The organism is Dyadobacter sp. CY343 (assembly GCF_021390335.1).
GTDB lineage: Bacteria > Bacteroidota > Bacteroidia > Cytophagales > Spirosomataceae > Dyadobacter.
The window spans coordinates 20,915-38,923 of the sequence record NZ_JAJUXK010000006.1 but is presented as its reverse complement, the minus strand read 5'-3'; the positions used below and the strand labels follow the sequence as shown (position 1 = coordinate 38,923).

Here is an 18,009-nt window from a genome sequence, read left to right as displayed (position 1 = left end):
AAGTAACTGAGAGGTGATTTGTGTTCAAAACTACACAAAACATTTCTTTCTGAAAGAGCTGGATCAAATTAATTCTAGCGGATTAGTTTTAAAATTTCTTTGAATTACCATGTGCGACTTTGGGCGCATTTAGAGTAGCAGCCGGGCGAAACCCTGCTTTTAAGGGCATAAGGACTAAACCTGATTAAATAATGAAGTGCAAGCTGCTGTTATTCGTGTTTTTTATTCGTGCATTCGTGGCACACGGACAAACCAATGCCCCGTCCGAGAATATCCTGATCGCCTCCGAAAAAGGGAAAACCGAGGTCGTCGCGGAAAACGGAAAATTGCGCGTAAATGTGCCTCCCAAAGATGTATCCAAACTGAAAAGCAAAAAATCAGTACGTTACAGTGACTTCGGTGCCAAAGGCAACGGAAAAAGCGATGATATGGATGCTATTGCCGCTACCCACGCATTCGCCAATCTGCACGGACTTGCAGTGAAAGCCGACGATGGAGCTACCTATTATATCAGCGGAAAAGAGCGCACAGCGGTTGTTCAGACCGATACTGATTTTGGCAAAGCCGCGTTCATCATTGACGATACCGAAGTTCAGAATAGAAATGCTGCAGTCTTTACAGTCAGTTCGGGCTTAAAATCGTTTAAGCTGGAAAATGTAACTTCGCTTAAAAGAAATCAGGAAAAAATCGAAGCCTCTTTGCCCGGGGCTTGTCTCATCACGGTCACAAATTCCAATGTAAAACAATATATCCGGTTTGGGCTCAACCAAAATAATGGCTCATCCCAGACTGATATTTTTGTAGTTGATAAAAACGGAAAGGTTGATATGAATGCGCCAATTATCTGGGATTTCAGTGAAATAACCGAGATAACTGCATTGCCAATAGACGAAAAACCATTGAAGATCACCGGGGGGCGGTTTACGACGATCGCCAACAAAGCAGAATCAAAATACACTTACTACAACCGGAACATTGCGGTCAGGCGCTCCAATGTGCTTGTCGACGGGCTTGAACATCGCATTACGGGAGAAGGAGAGCATGGTGCACCTTACGGCGGGTTTATTAATATTGGTGAATGCGCTTACGTGACGGTGAAGAACTCGATCCTGACCGGTCACAAAACATACAGCACGATCGGTGCGGCCGGCAAGCCTGTCACAATGGGAACTTACGACCTGTCCGTCAACCGCGCGCTGAATGTTTCTTTTATCAATTGCAGCCAGACGAACGATATCAACGACAATACCTACTGGGGTATTCTCGGCTCCAACTTTTGCAAAAACCTGCTTTACGATAACTGCACACTCTCGCGGTTTGATGCGCATCAGGGCGTTGCCAATGCGACAATCCGTAACTCGACGCTCGGGCATATGGGGATTAATGCAATCGGCAGTGGAATGTTGCTGGTAGAAAACTCGACCATCCGCGGCAGGAGCATCGTCAACCTGCGCTCGGATTACGGTAGTACGTGGCAGGGAGAGCTGGTGATCCGGAATTGCGTTTTCGTTCCTGTAAACGGCAAACCAGCCAATCCAGTCCTGATCAGCGGCTCCTATTCTGGTCAGCACGATTTCGGCTATACGTGCTATATGCCCGAAAAGATCACCATTGAAAATCTTAAAATTGAGGATGCACAACACCCGGAAAGTTACATGGGACCCGCAATTTTTGCCAATTTCAATCCGGAAATGAAAGACGCTTCTTATCAGGAAAAATTTCCCTACATAAAGACCAAAGAAGTAATATTAAAAAACGTAACTGCTGCCAGCGGCAAAGAGTTGCGGGTCAGCGATAATGCTTTTATGTTTAAGGATATTAAAATAACTACACGCTGAAAGTAAATGCGTATTGATATTGGAAGTACTGTCGTCTTTTTGTGTTAAAGATCCGTGTAAAGTCTGACAAACTCAACCCATTTTTCTCCGTTGGGGACACGCAGGTATTTCCCTTGCGGCGTGATCAATAGTTTGGTTGGGTAGTAAGTAATTGCAAAATTCTTTTCCACTTTTCCATCGGATAACGCCACAGGAAACGTGAATTTCTTTTCTGTTATATAATTCAGAACCTTCTTTTTGGTGTCATTGCAAGCAATAGTAAGCAAAGCTATCTTTTCCTGCTTTGAGACAATATATGATTTGTACAGATTTTCAAGATCAGGATGTTCTTCGCGGCAGGGTGCGCACCATGTTCCCCAAAAATCAATCAGTATCCATTTCCCTTTCTGTTTTTGAATTGTAAACTTTTCATTATTAAGCATTAAAAGATCAATCGCCGGAACTTGCTCTGCCTGGTTATTCACATGTTCAAGCCAGTAAGTTTTAAAATCTGTTTGGTGATTTTTTGAGTTATTAAACACTTCTTGCAGCTGCTTTTTGTACGCAGGATCCGCCAGTGACATTTGTAGTAAAACGGGAAGTAACGTATCGGGATCGGCCTTTTGTTTTGTTAGAAAATCCAGATAATCAGTATCAAACGAAATTTTATCAGTACCGAAAAGAAACGGCAGGTCGTAGTAGAATCCATAATTGTTTAAGTCGATTCGATCTGCACTGTAATTGAAAGCAGTTTTCAAATTAATACCTTTTTGATCTGTATTTTCAATATTACCAGCCCGTAATGCATTCAAACTTGCATACATATACCGCAGCCAGGCTCTTTTCTGAAGTTCGTTATATGAAGTGGATTCGGTAGCCTTAATCTGGCTGTTTTTCAAATTTTGGTTCAAGGCAGAAAACAGCTTTTCTGAAACAGGGTCCAGGTCGTGGTTTGTCAATAACATTTTATATATCATCACCCCGTATCTCCCGGACCTGTTTTCATACAAGTCTTTGGAAGTGATTTCATTTTTAATAAAATCATCTGTAATTACTGAGATCGATGAGACCTTATTAGCGGATTCTTTAATTTGAAACCAGCTGTGTAACGGACTGAGCATTTCAGCCAGTTGAGTCGTGCTTCTGCGAGTTAATTTATCAAGAAGTGCCTTTCCTAAATCACTATTTTGCTTCGCATTGGCAGCCTTCAAAGAGTCGGAATACAGCGCGGTACTGTCCAGCAATTGCGCGAGAGAGTAATGAATTATTTGCGTCAGAATTTCTTTGGTGACTGCACTGGTGTCTTTCGAAAACGCCTGGATAAAGTGAAATGCAGAATCAGCATTCGGCTTCTCATCCATGTACTTTTTAATGTTCGACAGATTTGCGCCCTGTTCGTTAGACAACATCACCGGTCCCTGCGCATGCGCACTCAGCGTGCAAAGCAGCAGAAATGCAAAGTAAATGACGGATCCTTTGAAATGATTTGCTGGCATGATTCAGGATAGTTAAGTAGATTGCATAAATATATAATAAAATTTTATATACAATGAAATGGCTTGGGAAATAGGTTGTTCAATATTCCGTAAAGTCGTATTTTTGTCGCGCTGCTTAGCACTATAATAGTTCGCAGCAGGAGGACGACCTCCCCCATAGTGGGAACCGAATCGGGACGGCCCGGCCTAAATGGTCAAAGTCATGTCCTGGAGTTATTTGGTTGCCGCCGGCCTCCTTGAGGTTGTATGGGCTTATTTCATGAAGCAGTCGGAAGGTTTTACCCGGCTTGTTCCTGCCTCAATCACCATCGTTGCAATGATCGCCAGCTTTGCCTTGCTCGCAATGGCCATGCGCACGCTGCCACTTAGTACTGCCTATACGGTTTGGACGGGCATTGGCGCAGTCGGTGCGTTCCTGATCGGCACTTTTTTGTTGGGCGAGCCGGCCAATGCCATGCGGATCACAGCAGCATTGCTCATCACGGCCGGACTTGTATTAATGAAACTTTCCTAAAAAATTCTTAGTAAATGGATCAGATCACGATAACCAGAGCTAGTGTTGAGGGCCTGGCAACGGTTCAGCAAATTAGCAGAGAGACCTTTTTCGAAACATTTGCAGAAGCCAATACAGAGGCGGATATGCAGAAATATCTTGCTGAAAACTTCGGTGAAGTGAAACTGACGGAAGAGCTTAATAATCCGGATTCGCAGTTTTACATCGCTTGGCTGGGTGAAAATCCGGTCGGGTATATGAAGTTGAATACCGGCGAGGCGCAAACGGAATTGCGGGATACTTCTTCATTTGAAATCGAGCGTATTTACGTCAAAAGCGACTATCATGGTAAAAAAGTAGGTCAGCTATTGTACGATAAAGCGCTGGCAGTTGCGCAGCTGGAACAGAAAATTTATCTCTGGCTGGGCGTTTGGGAGAAAAATCCCAAAGCGATCCGGTTTTATGAAAAGAATGGTTTCGTGGTTTTTGACAAACATATTTTCAAGTTTGGGGAAGATGAACAGACGGACATTATGATGAAGAAATTGCTGTAAGTCCAGTCACGGATCTATATGTCGGTTACTTTAAAAAACCAGCCCTAAAACCCGAAGGTGATTCCCCCGTTTTAGTTTGAAACAATCTGCTGAAATAAGCCGGATCATTGTAACCTAGTTCGTAGGCAATTTCTTTCGCAGTAAGTGATGTATGCACTAATAAGCGTTTCGCTTCGAGGATAATGCGATTTTTAATCACCTCATTAGGCTGTGGCAGCCGAAGACGATTGAATTTATGCGTGATCGTTTTTGGTGCCATGCACAGGAAATCGGCATAATCGGCGACGGTGTGTTTGGACTTATAATGCTCTTCCACGAGCCGTGTAAATTTTCTGAAAAATTCCAGATCACTTTGCTGCTCAGTCACATCGTGCGTCAAATGCTGCCTTTTCCAGGAGCGTGTCGCGCGGATGAGTAATTGTTTGAGATAGGTGCGGACCATTTCTTCCAGTGAGCTGTCATTGAGGTGGAATTCCTGGATCATTTCCTCAAATAGGCCCCCCAAAAAAGCGTTCTCAGCTTCCGAAAGCTCTACTTTGGGCATATTCCCGATGTTATTGAACAGCAAACCATCACATGCAACTTCCTGATCATGAATCTGAATGCAGTAAAAATCGCGGTTGTAGAAGATGAAATACCCACTTTCCTCGCCAGCTGCTTCCAGTTCAAGATATTGATTGGGGCTGATAAAAAACAATGTAGGCTGCTGGGTTTCGTAACAGGCAAAATCGACCCTCAGTTTGTAGCCAACGGGCAGATAGAGGATTTTAATGTACTCTTTATAAGCAGGTCCGTTGATAATATCCGTTTGCTCTTGACTTACATGCAGCAAACCTAACGTCTTTAAATTGTTATTGAAAACAGTACTCATGGCTATATACGCTTGTGAATGACAGTGTTTCTTTGTTTCAAAATAGACAAGAAACCTGTGAAGCGATCATTCGCTTCACAGGTCAGATTTGTTTAATTAGTTTCTTGCAAATTTTTCAAGTTCGGAGTTGAATTTATCCATTTCTTCAATAAAAAATCCGTGTCCGCCTTTTTCGAATTTCACTATGTAAGAACCTTTGATGGCTTTGTTAAGCTGTTCAGCCTGAGCATAGTCACACAGTTTATCATTCACACCGTGGAATATCGCAACCGGCATTTTGATTTTTCCAAGCACGGGACGAAGATCCAGGTCGCCCAATGCGCTGATAGCCTGAGTAGTAGCGTAAGGTGATGCATTCAGGTTAATGCTTTCCAACCATTTGATCGATTCCGGTGAAAGTCCACCTTCCTGTCCTTCAAATGCTTTTCCAAAACCTGCTACCAATTGTTCCCGGTTTGTTTTAGTTTGTTTGATCAGATCTTTTGCACCCTGCTCGGTGATGCCGTAAGGATGGCCTTCACGTTGTTTCCATGACGGACCAGTCGCACCGAATACGGCTAACTTCTTGATATGCGCACCATTATATTTGGTTACGTAGTGAAGTACCACGGCACTGCCCATTGAAAATCCGCCTAATGTTGCGTTCTCGATTTTCAGTTTTTCCAGAACCACTTTAATGTCGTCGGAGAAAGTATCGAAGTCATATTTTCCATAAGGTCTGTCCGATTTTCCAAAACCGCGGAGCGAAATGCCGATCACCCTGAACCCTTTTTCAACCAGATATTGGTATTGATATTCGTACATCTCGTTGTTGAGCGGCCATCCGTGAATGAGCACGACTGGCTGACCTTCGCCGAGGTCGATCACGTGTAGTTTTACATTTTTCTCCACTTCAATGTATTCTTCTCTTCCTAGTGCTGCCGGCTTGCGTGTTTGTGCAAATAGAGATTGGCTTTGGATAAAAGTAAAAAGGAATGCGATGGTCAAGGCAATAGCTTTCATCTGAGTAGTAAGTTTGAATGTTTGAGTTAATCTGCTAACCGTTAGCCGATTGTCATATCGTTTTGACATTACAAAGGTGGCAGGTTAAAGGGCGCAGAAGAATGGATAAAAAGCCTTGCGCCTTGTACATTTTTCCCGGAAGGTGAAATTACGGCTTGTAGAAACTGGAAAGTTTATCCAAACGCTGCTTGACCAGCGCATTTTTCATTGGTTCGAACCGGGTTACCTCGACATTGTTTTTGGTAACGACGATATAAAATGGCTGCTTCATTTTCGCAGTGAGGTGGTAAATGGTGGCCAGCTCAGCAATGTCCTCAGACCACGCTGCCATTGCGTATAATGAAGGAAAGGGCGTCTTGGAAAGTTTGGTATAAACATCCGCTGCCAGGCTGATCGACACCGGCTTGCCGCTTCTAAAACGCGTCTTTTCCAGTAGGGAATCGATGTATGTATCCGTAGGCTTATTCATCACGCGCCAAATGTCTTGTGTAAATGGCGTCGGTTCCACAACATCATATGCTTCTTTGGGGTGGGGGGTAATTCCGGTTACCACGTCGACAATGTGCGTGGCCTCGTGCAAGAGTACATAAATGATCGCGTCTAAGCTGCCGCCTTCAACGCGCACTTTGTAACTGGAATCAGCGGCAGGCGTAAAGCACGTATTCTCTTTCCAGGTGGCCCATTGAGAAATATTCTCGTCGAGTAAGCTTGCGCGAAAAGTAATGTTGAACATTTTCGCTGCGCCACTTGTGTCAATCGGCGAGGTTAATGCCGTGTTGGGCATGTTATCCATGAAGCTGATGCTTTCCAAATGTTGTTTTAAAATGCGCTGGTGGAGTGGCGTCAAATGTGCAAAAGCATTATTCACTTTCTCCTTTTCGGCAGGCGTCAACTTATGATTAACTGGTTTCATTCCCGCCTCTCGGAAACTTTCGAAAACACTTTCAGGCGCAATTTGAACCCGTTGGGAGGGATCGTTTTTGAGGTAGGAGTTCGGCTTTTGAGCAAATGTAACAGTTGAAAAAAATAGCATTGCCAACGCCACCATTGCCAAGTTGAACCGCATATCTCTGGTCATAAATATTTCAGTATTTGAGCTATAAAAAGATTCGCGGGAATGCTTTATGGAGTTCAAAGCATTCCTGCAAACTCACACTACCTAATCCGTAATATGCAACGAACTGATAGAAGAACCATCCATTTCAAGATGATAATTCATCACAATTGGACTGCCGGGAAAAGTACCGCTTACTTCCACGGTCAGTTCTCCTTTCGAGCCGGTTTGATTAAAATCAATGGGTGTCAGCTGCATATTGTACTTTTCAGTCGCCTCTTGTATCCACTGCTTGATTTCCTCCCTCCCAGAATAGGACGAACCTTCGTCTGAAACGGTTGCGTGTTCTGTGAAATAATTGGCAAACGCTGTGCTGTCTAAGTCGTTTTGTGCTTTAATAAAGCCTTCGATGTTTTCTGGAAGTTTCATGATTATGAATGTTTATGTTAATTAAAAATGGTTTTTATACTGAAATAAGAATGGTAAATGCGCGCTTAAATCGTAGGAATGGTGCCGCCATCGATCACATATTCGGTGCCTGTAAGGTAAGTGGCTCTCGGAGAAACCAGGAAGCCAACGAGCTCAGCAACTTCTTCGGGCCAGGCCGGTCTGCCGAAAGGAATGCCACCCAATGCATCCATGACGCTTTTCTCAGCTTCTTCCATCGTGCCGCCTGTGCTTTCGGCAATTCGCTCCATCATCCGGACAGATGACGTGGTCATGATCCAGCCAGGCGAAACGGTCAGCACGCGCACGCCTTTGGGAGCCACTTCATTGGACAAACTTTTGCTATAATTGACCAAAGCTGCTTTTGCCGCCGCGTAAGGCAATGTGGAGTCGTACAAAGGAAGTTTTGCCTGAATGGATGCAATGTGGATAATTACGCCTTCGTGACGATTGATCATGCCGGGTAAAAATCCACGGTCCAGCCGCACGGGTGCCAACAAATTGGTTTGAAATGACAACTCCCAATCTTCATCTGAAAGCACTGCAAAACCACCCGCAGGCGTTTCCGAGCCCCCCATATTGTTGATCAGAATGTCCAGTCGGCCGAACTTTTCGATGACCTCATCCACCACTTTCTGCGTTCCTTCCGGTTTGCTTAAATCTGCGGCTATAAAATGGATGTTTTCATTTTCTTCTTCCGGCTTGTTTCTGGCTGTGATGATCACAGTTGCGCCTGCTTGCAACAGCCGGTCGGCGATGGCTTTTCCTGCCCCTTTGCTGCCGCCGGTTACCAATGCAATTTTATCTTTTAGTTCGTTCTCAAAATTAAATTCCATGTCCGTATCGATTTGTGTAGGACAAATTTCAGCACTATGCTACTTGCCGACAAGTACGGATTTACGATTCAGATAGGGATAAATTTGTCCCTATTGAACCGCCCAAGGCATATGTTTATATTTGCAGTATGTACGAAAGAAAGACAATGCCCAACCTGAACTGCGGGCTCGACCTGATCGGTGAGGTGCTTTACGGCAAATGGAAAATAAGGCTTTTGTGGTTCATTCATCAGGGCTTTCAACGGCCCAGCGAGCTGCAACGGAAAATTCCGGATGCATCCCGCCGGGTGTTGAATGTGCAATTGAAAGAACTCGAAAACCACGAGCTGGTCGGGAAAATCATTTACCCCGTCGTCCCGCCCAAAGTTGAGTATTATCTAACTGATTTTGGTAAATCACTGATCCCCGTCATCGGCGCAATTGGCGAGTGGGGCGATCAAAATGACCAGCGTTTGCGTGAGCTTATCGAAAAGAACATTCAGTCTTAGCAACTAAATTTTCCTCGCAAGCTTTTTCCAAAATCCGCTCCATTTCCAGAAGCAGGCCGGGAATCGGCGTATCGCTCGTATTAGTCAGGCAGAGCGCACCGTTGGTCGTTAATGCCCCGATGGTCTGTTCCATTCCTTTGCCCGAGCGCACCATCGGGCCATATAAGGCTCTCAGTTTCAATGGCCCGAAATCGGTTTTGTATCTCACCCTGACCAGGTTCGTAACCATAATGTGATGGTTAAATGCCTGTTTCAAAGCATCCAGCATTTCCTGCATATCATTGTGGCCGAATACAAGGTCCCGGAAAAAAGACAAATAGCCGGTTGTATATTCAGCAGAACTCGTCCCGCCGAGACCAGCCTTCGCCAATCTGGCCAGATCCCAGAACGATAGGTAACGCTGGTTTTCAAAAAACACAGATTGTGTGGTAATGTTCAGGCCAAAATTATCGTCCAGGTTTAGCGCGCCTCTCGTGCAAATGGGCGAAACCAACTCCATTCTGGTCTCATCCCATTCTGGTCGCATTTTCCTCGAAGCCAGCAATACGGCCGCGCAAATGGCACCATGAACGCTAGTGTTCTCCTGTCTGGCGCGTTCAAGCAGGTTGTGCGTTGTGCTTTCCGAAAAGCGGTGCGATGACACCAGTGGATTTACTATATCCGTCTTCATTTTCAGTTCTAAAACCTTCTCGACTATCTGTTCAGGCAGATCTTCCGGCAAGTCGAGCGTTTCATCATTCGAAACCTGCGGCTCCAAGAATGCAAGCTCATTTCCGGTGACGGCCAGCAATATATCCCGCGTCAAATAGCTTAGTGATGTGCCATCGGAAACGGTGTGGTTTGCGGCCAAGATCAGCACGGTGCTATCCGTTTTTTGAACCAAAACAACCCTTAACAATGGTCCTTCTTCCGTGTTAAACCTTACAGAAAGCTCTTTTTCCACTTCCTGTTCCCAGCGATAATTTTGCTCCGCATGTACCACCCTGAGCGGAATATGCAGGTTTTCGGCGTGCTGCAATGTTGGTCTGCCCAATTCATCCAGCACAACCCTTACTGAGAGATTTGGATGGCGTTGTTGTGCCATGTCAATGGCCTTCCGCCATTTTTCAACGGGTTGCGTTCCTGCAATGTCTGCGGCCAGACAAAAATCCTTGGAATCGATCTGATCCAGTAGCCAAAACGCTTTTTCGAATGCACCTAATGTGCGGTTCTGTTGTCTTTTCATTTTGCATTGAGTTAAAGTGAGGGGAGACGGAACCAACCGTTTCCCTTGAACTGAATGCAAAATTGGCGGACTGGAATGCGGGAGAGAATGGACAAAAGTTGATAGGGCAGGTACATTTCGCCTTTCGGATCCTCTTGTGCTTTTCTGAAACTTACTATTGATTTCTATTCAAAACACTCACAATCAACTTCTTCACTGTCTCCATTTCCTCAGGCTTACTGGCTGCGGCAAAGAGTGTGAGGCTCGCCAGCGCTTCGTTGCTGATGATCGGATTTTCTTGCGCCTTTAATATACCGTTTGCTTCAAGGAAAAGTAGAAAGCACGCGGCTGCAATCCGTTTATTGCCATCAACAAATGAATGATTTTTGATTATCAAATAGAGTAGGGTTGCAGCCTTTTCTTCGATTGTTGGATAAAAATCAACTTCGCCGAATCCTTTGCCGATCTGTGCGACGGAGCTCCGGAAACTATCATCCTTTTCTTTTCCGAATATTGAAGAACTGAAATCCTGCCGCATGATGTCGATGATGTTTTGATAAGATGATAGATCTGGATATGTCGCAACTTGTTGACTAATTCCTTTTTGATCCAACGCTTCGTGATCGTAATCGTCGAGCAATTCGAGCCCTTTTGCAAAATGCGCAAGCCAGGCGGTGTCGACCTCGTCAACTTTATATTCAATAGCGCGGCTTAGAATGCGGATCCCATCTTTCAAAGTTTGCACTTGCTGGTTTTTTTGAGCAAGTCGTTTTTCATTGATGGCGTAGCCTTGGATAAGATAGTCCTTGAGCCGCTGGGTCGCCCATTGGCGAAACTTTGTGGCAACTTCCGATTTGATGCGGTAACCTACCGAAATGATAGCGTCCAGATTGTGGTATTTCTGGCTTCGTTTTACTTCTCTTTGACCTTCCAATTGAACTATTAAGGAATTCTTAATAGTTGCTTCCTCCATTAGCTCCCCATCCTCATAGACATTCTTGAGGTGCATATTGATGTTGGGTATTGTCGTTTGAAACAGGTCTGCCATCATTTTTTGCGTAAGCCAAACAGTATCATCTTCAAACTTGGTCTCAATGTGAGCCTGTCCATTCGGACTGACGTATATCTCAATCTGTTTCTCCATTTTTTCCAGCCGTTTGTTTTAACCCAATATAGGACAAAGCTCTACTAGTAATTTGGCGGATTATTTGACGGTTAAAGCGGAAATCGAAGTTCTGGGCAGTTATGGTATCAGTGTACCTCCGCTGCTGTCGCAAATACTGGCTAAATTTGCGACAAAACGTATATGGGGCTTTGGCTGGCTATAAGAGTGCCTGGTGCTGGCTCTTCCTGGATTGGCGCATCATTCTTGCTGTTCTAATTTGCTCACAGTATTTATTAAACGGTATCCATTACACATCCGAGACCGTTAGCTTTTTTGATTCAGCATCAAAAGAACTTTCCCCTATATTTGCCCTGCAAACTTTGAAATAAAATGATAGAGCTAATGAAAAAACGTAGGACAAAATGGCCTTGGAGAGGCATACGGGTGCAAGTCCCGAGACCTATCAAAGTTAGCTCTTTGACGAAGTTTGCGGTGACCTCTCCTTATCTTTTCACACTTACCCATTTTAAATGCAAACTTCGGATGGTTCAGGTGTTGACTCAAAATTACATTCAGTCAACCCAACGAATGATGCACGTCACGCATCAAACGTCAGCACTCCGCTGACGGAATCACAAGCCGAGTTTTGGTATCTTGTGGAATGTCAGGGTTTTAAGGAGCTGGCGCATTCGCTCAAAATGATCCATGATCTGGCGCTTTATCACTCGGATGTTCCGTTTGATGCGGCAGAAAAGTCGGCGCTCTTTGATGTGAAGGTACTTTGGGAAGGCTTTGAGAAGATGGGAGCGAAAGTTTGAAAATGAAGGACTGTTGGCGACAGTCCTTTCTCTTTTGCCATCAAAATCAGTAAGTTGCCCGGCCGCCTGATGCGTCGAAGATGAAGCCTGTTGAAAAGCTGTTTTCTGACGAAATGATAAATGCTGCCATTGCTGCGATTTCTTCGGGCTCGCCCAGCCTGCTCATAGGTATTTTGGCTGTCATGTAGGCGAGCTGTTCGGGCGAAGTACTGGCATTCATAGCTATTCTGATCACGGCCGGTGCCAATCCGTTGATTGTAATGCCAGCTGTCGCATATTCCTTGGCTACCGATTTCACCAGACCAATCACCCCCGCTTTGCTGGCTGAATAGGGTACCATGCCCGGATTTCCCTCTTTGCCGGCGATGGAAGCAATGAGCAGAATCCTGCCGTAACCCGCCGTAACCATTTGGGATACTGCATATTTGGTTACCAGAAAACTGCCCGTCAGGTTGACTTTACACACTTTCTCGAAATCCTGTTTTGACACCGAGAGAATCGGCGTGCTCGTCGGGCCGACGATACCGGCCGAATGTATAGCCGCATCTATTCTTCCAAAATCAGACATAACCGCGTCGTAACCGCGCTGCACCTTTTCCTCGTCTGAAATATCTACGACATACGTTTTTACGTTCATATTGTCTGCCCGCAACTCGTCGGCAAACTGGTCTAGCAAAGCTTCGTTCAGATCGAACAACGCGAGCGCACCACCTTCTGCGGCTATTCTTTTCGCAATCGCTTTGCCCAGCCCGTCGGCAGCTCCCGTAATCAGCACAACCTGTCCTTTGAAGCGGTCGGGAAATACTTTTCTTTCGTTCATATTCTGATCAATAATTAGTTATTAAAACCGGCAGTATCAATCAAGCACATATTCACTCTGACCAGTTGATTATTATCCGCCTTGCAGCCTTGCTAGTACTCGATCCGGATCGCCGCTTTTCCGTTGAAAGAACGAATCGTTACGCTTTCGGTCTTTTCGTCGTATTCGCCGCCTGTTACTTTGAGTGGTTTTTTGTTAACGGGATGCGGTATACGTACCACGAGCTGTTTCGGTTTCCGGGCGTCGCTGCATTCGACGGTTGCTTCAATGTAACCCTTATCAACCTGCGAATTGACTTTTGCCGTGACCGGGCCGAAGTAACTGTGCACATTTTCGAGCTCGATCTTTTTTCCATCTTCCAGCCAGTTTCTAGGAATGGTATTGAACAGTTCCAGCGTATCGCCGGCCTCCATATACAGCATCCAACGCGTTTCCATCAGAAACCAGGCTTCTTCATGCGTTTTGTGCGGACTCACTTTGTAAAGATGTTCCCAGAAAGTGTAAGTCTCTCGGTCGGCGAGTGCGGCGAAAGTATTGTAGTAAGTGCTCAAAAACGGCTTCACCATACCCGACTTGGCCTGCATCCAGTTGTGGCGGCTGTAATAGGGCTGGCTAAATGCGGCGTTGTCCTGGAAAAACAATTCGCTATGATAGTCCAGCAGCATTTTTGACGCTGGCTCATTTACATCAAGTACTTCGCAAAATACAAGGTACAGCGGCCCGAGCATCGCGTCGGAAACGGTGAAAGTACCGTGCGACCAGAATGTTTCTCTCTTTTGGAAAAGAGCCCGGAGCGCATCGGCTTCTGTCCAGGGCGGCACAGTGGGGCACCATGTTCCGTCACCAAGCGGCACGACGGGCGAAAGTGCCATGGAATTGAAAAACGATACGCGAATATCTTCCTTCCAGGCAGTCGCTTCTTTTTTAATGCGTTCTGATTGTGCGGGATCGATGCCAGCCAGCATTTCGGCAACGCGGCTCATGCCCAGGTATGCATATCCATTCAGCATAAACTGGTGAAAATGATCTTCCGGATCGGCAACCTTTCCTTCAATCATACCATAACCTCTTCCGCGCAATTCTTCCTTCTTGTTCCGGTTGCGCCATTCAATCAGGAAATCACAGGATTTGAGTAGTTTCGGTTTAATCTCATTTACCCAATCTTTATCATTGGTATACCTGAAATATTCGCCCATACTCCATAAAGCCGCTCCGGTTTCGACCATATATCCCCCGAAATTCTGAATAAAGCCGTTTTCATGCTGTTTATCGAGAAAATAGGTAAGCGACCGTTTCGCAACATCATCGAGGCCCATGGAAGCGTAAAACTGGATAATAGGCGCACTTTCGGTACCGATAGGGGAATACACACCGATATTCGGAGCCAGGGTGCCGCCCGGTTCTTTTCCAAAAGTGATCAGGTCAAGATGCAGCAGGCCGGCCTGTATCATTTCATTAACCCGCTTTTCGGGAACGTGGATCTGAGCAGCCTTGCTAAGTTTTTCAAGCCAGAAGGTTTTGCTTTCCTGATAACGCTGGTCAAAAGTCTGACCGGCAAGCGTAGCAGCGCGTTGCTCCGAGATCGGGCTATGCGGCAGGTAGAATTCGAAAACCGCTCTTTCATTTGGCTGCAAAAGAATAGCTACTTCTTCGTTCGGCAGCGGTTTACCATTCAGTTTTGAAATACAATAAACCTTGTCTTTTGTAAATGCCGAGAATCCCGTTTTTGGGTCAAATGTATGTGCGGATTTGTGCCACCAGCCCGTACCCGGTCTTGGCGTTTTGAACCAGGCGTAACGCGGAACTGAGCCTGTATTCGTCACTTCCGATCTGAAAAACATCACGGTTTCCTCCGCATTGTTCTGCTCTTTCAGTCTGGTATCGAGTATTGCCTGCTGCTCTTTGGTGAACATGTGCCCGCCACTGGAATTGTCGGCGATCAGAAAATCGGTGCCTTTCAGGCCGTCGGCTGTCAGCGGTGATTTTTCAAGTGAAACCAATGTCGTCGAGCTGTAAACCACATCATCGTCCTTCTGAACGGAATGTAAAATGGGCAATGTTCCCTGTTCCAGTCTTCGCGAGTTGTTCTCCTGCACACCCACACCTCGGCCTAGCGTGTACATGTATTTCGCAGGCTGATTATTGGTTTCCGGCAATATCAGGGCTGACGAAGACAGCTTTGGAGAAATGATATTTGCCTCTCCGATCGCCGCGTCGGAAAGATTGTCTGCCACCTCAAATATCCGGTAGTCGCGCGAAGTGCCCAGCCAGGTTGGTACCGACATATTCCGCACCTTCTTTTCTATTGATTGAAATGAAACCTCTGGCTCCGTCTCAATGCGCTGGATCTTCGTGGAAAGATTGCGCGAAAGTATTGTTTTTTCTACTTCCTGAAAAGAGCGTTTGTCTGACGCCGGCAATACAACTGCATTGTAATCAGGCAGATAAATAGGTGAATTTGTATTTACGTCCCTCAGGAAAAAGGAAAAAGAGTTCTTATCGGTTTTAAGCGAAATGAGCGTGGTATTCGGGCCGGGCTGAACTTGCACACTATCCAAATGCACCCGGATCCGGGCAGGACCTGCCGAGGTAAATGTAAACCCGCTGCCACTAACCTTGCCTTTCCCTTTGACGATCTCAATGCGCGTAATCCTCCCGTTTTTCGCCTGAACTGACCCTTTCGGGCTGCTTTCGTTCCACTCGATCAGTACTTCCGATTTTTGATTTTGCGCATGCAGTTGACTGGTAAACAGTGATATAGCAAATGCAAGGAGAATGGCTTTGATAGAATTCATTTTCAGGGAAAAGTGGCTGTCATATAAAAACTAGGTCGGCAGCTGATATACTTGCTGGTCTAATTAAATATTGGTAGTTCCTCCTATTCTCTCGCCATACAATTTTTATAATTCTTTATACTTCTTAAGGAATGTTTAAAGCCTGCCTTTAACGCAGAAAGTAGTTTTGCTGAACAAATTGTAAGACCAGATATCTGATTACTTCAAATGCATTTGTTCAATTATTCAATTTCATAAATATTAAATCTAATGGAATTTAACTTTCAGCAACTACTCAGCGATTTTGAACTTAGAGAACTATCAAGCGAAGCCGATATTATTGATCATTTGGCATTAAGAACAAAAATCTATAAAAAGGAATATTCAGGTGAATATGTCGACAATAAATACGATTTGCTGCCAAGCGACTGGAAGGCAAATCTGATCGGAATATTTTCGAATCGGCAGCAAATTGCTACGATCAGGGTTGTGACAAGACGAGTTAATGAAACAATTGAAAAGCAGCTTTATACGATCAATGAAAAGTTTGGTATTCATATTAAACCTGATATTTCCGGTTGCCTACCAACTGAATATGCTTTTCAGATAAATTCCAAAAATAGCTTAACTGATAAAGATAAAAGCGTAGAGCTGAGCAGGGTCGCTGTTTCAGATGAATTTCGTGGTTTGGGCTTGTGCAGATTTGCTATGCTGGCAGCAATAGGGATTTCAATTCTCGATAATTACAAATATTGCCTTTACTCGTGCTCGGTTAATTCGGTTAAATACCATGCAGATCTGGTGCCTATGATGAAGGGTGTAACTGCGGAACAAAACGACAATGGTTATCCGGGTTTTAAATTCCCCACTTCGTCGGCCGCTGTACTTTCAGCGTTTCAGAATATGTCGCAAACGCATATGAACCAGGCGATTATAGCTGGTGTGGTTTGCAGGTATGGGACGGGTGTATTGGATACTAGTCAGCTCGCAAATGTGCATCAACTATCCTCATCGAAATAATCAGAATTTTAAATACCGAAAACTTTAATGGATATATTCACAAAGCTTGCCGAAAAAAATTCGGAAAAATCAGAAGCTACATTTAAACCCATTTTCTTTCGTCTCAATAATCTGAATGACAAAGAAAACCTAGAAATTCTTGTTGACAATAACCCTGATATTTCAGTATTCGATACTATTTATGATCAGCTTTTTGAACTTGTAAAAATAGAAAATCCAGCTGTTAAACTGAGCCGGGAAGAATCAAATGCCCGCATAGAAAAACATCTGGGCGAACTGACTTTTCATGAATACGGAGTATGGGTTTTTTATCCATGGAGCAAGCGACTTATCCACCTGCTTGATGAGAAAGAATTTATTAAAGTCAGGACAAACCGCAACAATTATAAAATTACTCCTGAGGAGCAGCAAATACTGGCAACGAAAAAAATTGGCATTATAGGGTTGTCGATCGGGCACGCTGTGGCTATGACACTCGCCACGGAAAGATCGGTAGGTGAATTGCGTCTGGCCGATTACGATACGATAGAGCTTTCGAACTTAAACCGCATTCAAACGAGTACGCACAACCTGGGCATGAACAAGTCTGTTGTTGCCGCCCGCGCCATTGCAGAAATCGATCCTTTTATTAATGTGCAGATTTATCGCGAAGGAATTTCAGAAATCAATATCAATGATTTTCTGACTGATGGAGGAAACCTTGATGTGCTGGTGGAAGTATGCGACGGCCTGGACATCAAGATCTTGGCGCGACAACGGGCCCGGCATTTTAAAATACCTGTCGTAATGGACACGAGCGACAGGGGGATGATCGACATTGAGCGTTTCGACAAAGAACCGGAACGTCCGATTTTACACGGGCTGCTGGCTGGCATTGATCCGGCCGGGTTGAAAAATTTATCGGCAAAGGAAAAAATACAGGTTGTAGGTAAAATTATTAATTCAGATCAGATTTCGAGCCGCCTGAAAGCTTCATTGAACGAGATAGGACAAACAATTTCATCGTGGCCGCAATTAGGGTCAGCCGTGGCGTTGGGCGGTGCCATCACCACAGATACCTGCCGCAAGATCCTACTTGAAACGGATATCAGATCGGGGCGCTATTATGTGGATATCGACGAGATAATCGGGATTGGTGAAGGTGATAACGTAGAATTAGAAAGTGCCGAACAAGCCCGGCACTGAAACAAGGGTACGCATTGATAAAAGC

At 44.9% G+C, this 18,009-nt stretch carries 17 protein-coding genes; 7 read left to right on the top strand and 10 right to left on the bottom strand.

Annotation, left to right across the window (positions count from 1 at the left end; genetic code table 11):
- The first annotated feature begins 191 nt into the window (after positions 1-191).
- Positions 192-1,838 (top strand): hypothetical protein, encoded by a 1,647-nt coding sequence (locus LZG94_RS19985; RefSeq protein WP_233793564.1) that lies wholly within the window; start codon positions 192-194, stop codon positions 1,836-1,838.
- Between the two features lie 44 nt (positions 1,839-1,882).
- Here the strand turns inward: LZG94_RS19985 and LZG94_RS19980 are convergent, their stop codons facing one another.
- Positions 1,883-3,313, bottom strand: coding sequence for a TlpA disulfide reductase family protein (locus tag LZG94_RS19980; RefSeq protein ID WP_233793563.1), 1,431 nt, complete (start codon positions 3,311-3,313; stop codon positions 1,883-1,885).
- 202 nt (positions 3,314-3,515) lie between these two features.
- On the opposite strand from LZG94_RS19980, the gene LZG94_RS19975 reads away from it, so the two are divergent.
- Positions 3,516-3,827 carry a multidrug efflux SMR transporter gene (locus LZG94_RS19975; protein ID WP_233793562.1) on the top strand — a complete coding sequence of 104 codons (312 nt, stop codon included), beginning with the start codon at positions 3,516-3,518 and terminating at the stop codon, positions 3,825-3,827.
- A gap of 14 nt (positions 3,828-3,841) precedes the next feature.
- Positions 3,842-4,360 carry a GNAT family N-acetyltransferase gene (locus LZG94_RS19970; protein WP_233793561.1) on the top strand — a complete coding sequence of 173 codons (519 nt, stop codon included), beginning with the start codon at positions 3,842-3,844 and terminating at the stop codon, positions 4,358-4,360.
- 25 nt (positions 4,361-4,385) lie between these two features.
- Here the strand turns inward: LZG94_RS19970 and LZG94_RS19965 are convergent, their stop codons facing one another.
- The 5 genes from LZG94_RS19965 to LZG94_RS19945 form a co-directional block, all read right to left on the bottom strand.
- Complete coding sequence (locus LZG94_RS19965; RefSeq protein WP_233793560.1) at positions 4,386-5,231, bottom strand: helix-turn-helix domain-containing protein; 846 nt, start codon at positions 5,229-5,231, stop codon at positions 4,386-4,388.
- A 96-nt stretch (positions 5,232-5,327) separates the two neighbouring features.
- Positions 5,328-6,233: an alpha/beta fold hydrolase gene (locus LZG94_RS19960; RefSeq protein ID WP_233793559.1), complete on the bottom strand. Its 906-nt coding sequence runs from the start codon at positions 6,231-6,233 to the stop codon at positions 5,328-5,330.
- Positions 6,234-6,381: 148 nt separating this feature from the next.
- Positions 6,382-7,311 (bottom strand): hypothetical protein, encoded by a 930-nt coding sequence (locus LZG94_RS19955; RefSeq protein WP_233793558.1) that lies wholly within the window; start codon positions 7,309-7,311, stop codon positions 6,382-6,384.
- Positions 7,312-7,392: 81 nt separating this feature from the next.
- Complete coding sequence (locus LZG94_RS19950; RefSeq protein ID WP_233793557.1) at positions 7,393-7,716, bottom strand: nuclear transport factor 2 family protein; 324 nt, start codon at positions 7,714-7,716, stop codon at positions 7,393-7,395.
- A gap of 65 nt (positions 7,717-7,781) precedes the next feature.
- Positions 7,782-8,570 carry an SDR family oxidoreductase gene (locus tag LZG94_RS19945; RefSeq protein ID WP_233793556.1) on the bottom strand — a complete coding sequence of 263 codons (789 nt, stop codon included), beginning with the start codon at positions 8,568-8,570 and terminating at the stop codon, positions 7,782-7,784.
- Between the two features lie 128 nt (positions 8,571-8,698).
- Between LZG94_RS19945 and LZG94_RS19940 the strand changes: the two genes are divergently transcribed.
- Entirely contained in the window at positions 8,699-9,058 is a 360-nt protein-coding gene (locus tag LZG94_RS19940) for a helix-turn-helix domain-containing protein (protein ID WP_233793555.1), read from the top strand.
- On the opposite strand, the gene LZG94_RS19935 is transcribed toward LZG94_RS19940, so the two are convergent.
- Positions 9,033-10,283, bottom strand: a complete 1,251-nt coding sequence (locus tag LZG94_RS19935; RefSeq protein ID WP_233793554.1) for a condensation domain-containing protein — start codon at positions 10,281-10,283, stop codon at positions 9,033-9,035. The two genes, LZG94_RS19940 and LZG94_RS19935, sit on opposite strands and share 26 nt — an antisense overlap.
- A 154-nt stretch (positions 10,284-10,437) precedes the next feature.
- Complete coding sequence (gene rhuM / locus LZG94_RS19930) at positions 10,438-11,406, bottom strand: RhuM family protein (RefSeq protein ID WP_233793553.1); 969 nt, start codon at positions 11,404-11,406, stop codon at positions 10,438-10,440.
- A 491-nt stretch (positions 11,407-11,897) separates the two neighbouring features.
- Between rhuM and LZG94_RS19925 the strand changes: the two genes are divergently transcribed.
- Positions 11,898-12,185 carry a hypothetical protein gene (locus tag LZG94_RS19925; RefSeq protein WP_233793552.1) on the top strand — a complete coding sequence of 96 codons (288 nt, stop codon included), beginning with the start codon at positions 11,898-11,900 and terminating at the stop codon, positions 12,183-12,185.
- Between the two features lie 46 nt (positions 12,186-12,231).
- On the opposite strand, the gene LZG94_RS19920 is transcribed toward LZG94_RS19925, so the two are convergent.
- Both LZG94_RS19920 and LZG94_RS19915 read right to left on the bottom strand, forming a co-directional pair.
- Entirely contained in the window at positions 12,232-13,005 is a 774-nt protein-coding gene (locus LZG94_RS19920) for an SDR family NAD(P)-dependent oxidoreductase (protein WP_233793551.1), read from the bottom strand.
- Positions 13,006-13,097: 92 nt separating this feature from the next.
- Positions 13,098-15,800 carry a hypothetical protein gene (locus LZG94_RS19915; RefSeq protein WP_233793550.1) on the bottom strand — a complete coding sequence of 901 codons (2,703 nt, stop codon included), beginning with the start codon at positions 15,798-15,800 and terminating at the stop codon, positions 13,098-13,100.
- A gap of 249 nt (positions 15,801-16,049) precedes the next feature.
- Between LZG94_RS19915 and LZG94_RS19910 the strand changes: the two genes are divergently transcribed.
- Complete coding sequence (locus LZG94_RS19910; protein ID WP_233793549.1) at positions 16,050-16,799, top strand: hypothetical protein; 750 nt, start codon at positions 16,050-16,052, stop codon at positions 16,797-16,799.
- 27 nt (positions 16,800-16,826) lie between these two features.
- Positions 16,827-17,984: an Rv1355c family protein gene (locus LZG94_RS19905; protein ID WP_233793548.1), complete on the top strand. Its 1,158-nt coding sequence runs from the start codon at positions 16,827-16,829 to the stop codon at positions 17,982-17,984.
- Positions 17,985-18,009: the final 25 nt, after the last annotated feature.